The organism is Streptococcus parasanguinis (assembly GCF_015556095.1).
Classification (GTDB): domain Bacteria; phylum Bacillota; class Bacilli; order Lactobacillales; family Streptococcaceae; genus Streptococcus; species Streptococcus parasanguinis_Q.
The window spans coordinates 1-2,477 of the sequence record NZ_JADNLT010000031.1 but is presented as its reverse complement, the minus strand read 5'-3'; the positions used below and the strand labels follow the sequence as shown (position 1 = coordinate 2,477).

General features: G+C 33.4%; 2 protein-coding genes. Both read right to left on the bottom strand.

Annotated features, from left to right (window positions below):
- A partial coding sequence (locus I2E70_RS10475; RefSeq protein ID WP_195424699.1) for a toprim domain-containing protein occupies positions 1-1,020 on the bottom strand: 1,020 nt, incomplete at its 3' end.
- A 17-nt stretch (positions 1,021-1,037) separates the two neighbouring features.
- Positions 1,038-2,477 (bottom strand): type IA DNA topoisomerase (locus tag I2E70_RS10470; RefSeq protein ID WP_195424697.1); only part of this gene is annotated, 1,440 nt, incomplete at its 5' end.

The following is a 2,477-nucleotide window of genomic DNA, read 5'->3' as shown; positions in this document are numbered from 1 at the left end:
TTCTTGCCCTGGGTTAAGTGGTGGTATATCAGCAACAACAGGTACATTTATTTCTTTAAAGCGTTCAATGAACTTATTTCCTGCTTCGTCATTATCAACTGCCAATGTAATTAGATTTTGATTTTCTTCATTATCAAAGTGTGTCGTTACTTTTGCTAAATTTGGGAGAAAATTCTTTAAATCTTCTTTTGACATTTCTTCTGATGCTTTTCCTTGTGATAACAAATCAGCAACATAACGACTTACGGTAGCTTGTTTTAATCCGTCCATTGATACAAGACGAACATCAGATAACTTATCTTTATTAAGTTCATAATAACTCATAAGATCAATAGGAGCTTCTGTAAATACTAACCTTTTTGGCTTACCAATGTCAAAGCTCATTCCTGATTGACCGTCAGAGTGAGCCATTATTTGCTTTAAATAACCTCTATCATGTATTTCAGGGTATTTTTCAATACCTTGTAATGTTCCACCGATCATGTTTTTATTTGAATCTAAAGACCTAAATATTATCACCTGTTCAGTATGGTTATTTTTTTTATAGGTTGCTTGTCCAAGTAGTCCAGCTTTTTCAAACTCTAATACTGTTGATTCTGACAATCCCCTTTCTTTTACCAGGTAATTTCTAGCCTGAGTTAAGTCCTTAGTTTCAGAAGATTCAAGATAATTCCTAAATGGTTCTTCTTTTGGAATCGGACGAGCTTCAACACTTTTAAAATCGCCAGTTTCTAGGTATCTTGTTGCATCTTGAAAACTAATTTTTTCTCCAGTAGTTTCTTCTTTATAGATTCTAACAAGGTCTATAGTGTCACCAGATAGCTCCCTAGACCACCATCTAAAGCTATTAGTTTTTGGATAAAGCTTAAACGAATCATGCTCTAACCAATGATATATACCTCCTGATTCTTGCTTTAGATCCATTCCTAGACTTTCAGCAACAGCGATAATATCCATACCTTTTAACTGCTCAATTTTTTCTTGATAACGTTGTTCCAGTATTTTATCTAAATTTGCCATACATGATCCTTTCTATTTTATAATAGTTGTTTCCCTTTTTCTATTTGTTTTGAAATTGCCCACTTCACTTTTTCTACAAAGTCTGATTTTCTTATCTTTCCTTGTCCTATTTGAGCTAAAAGCAGCTCCCATTTTTGAGTGGTCTCAGGGTTCGTATAGATAATATCTAACTTATCGAGAAAGTGAATTAATTTAATTCCTCTTATTGTTGGGGTAAATTGACCTGTTTTTTTCTCTTTTTTTACATACTCCCTTTCCTGAATTAGATCCAAGATACCATCTCTAGTAGCAGATGTACCTAAATTATATTTTGGCAATAGCTTTTTAAGTAGATACTCCTCTGTTATTCGTGCAGGTGGTTTTGTTTGGTCTTGTTTTACATTTGCTTTTAAAATTAGACTATCCATAACCTTTAAAGATGGTAATTCTTTATCTTCTGATTTTGTTTGCTTATATTTTCTCCAACCTTTATTAATCGTTACATTTCCACTTACTTTAAACTCAACAGATGAAGCATCATTTTTAATAGTAATTGTAGTTGATTGGTAATTATAATCTTCTGCAAACATGAGTAACGTTTGAAACGTTACCATCTGATAGATGATCTTTTCATAAGAATCCAGCTCCTCAATATTTGGAATGTTCTCAGTTGGAATAATTGCATAGTGTTCCACTACCTTTTTATCGTTCACAAACTCTTTTCTAGGGGTTAAATTGACCGTTTCAATATCTTTCCCTATTGTTTGTTTATAACGCTCAATATTCGCCACTAGATACTCAAATTCGTTTGTTGTAATAAGAGTTGAATCTGTACGAGGATAACTCATGAACCCCTTTTGATAAAGACTTTGAACAATTTCCTTTGTTCTAGTAGCATCAACTTTATACAACTTACTCATTTCTGATTGTAAGTTTGTTAAATTATAAAGTTTAGGAGCAGTTTGCGACTTATTTTCTACTTTGACATCAATGACCGTATAGCTGTCTGACATCAATTCTAAGGCTTCTGTCGCCTCCTGTAAGCTCTTGTGTTTAACATCATTAGTAAACTTTAACCCCTCTTCATTTAGGGCGTCTATAGTCCAAAATGGAACTGATACAAAGTTTTCTATTTCTTCGTGATTCCTAACAATCAAGCTCACAATAGGGGTTTGAACTCTCCCAACAGACATCACCTTATCAGTCTTTTCTAACTCCCCTACCTCTTTCATTTTGATAGTTACAAAAGGACTTAAATTAAAACCTACAAGCCAATCAGCATCATCTCTGGCATCAGCTTCGTGATAATAATTAATTGTTTCAGATGGATCTCTTAACTTTTTAAATGCCGATTCAATCCCTTTTTTAGTCAATGAATTAGCCCATAGCCGATACTTAACCTTATTAATTGAACCAGGTATCTCATTTAGTATTTTATATGCTATAGATTCTCCCTCACGGTCTGGATCTGTTGCAAT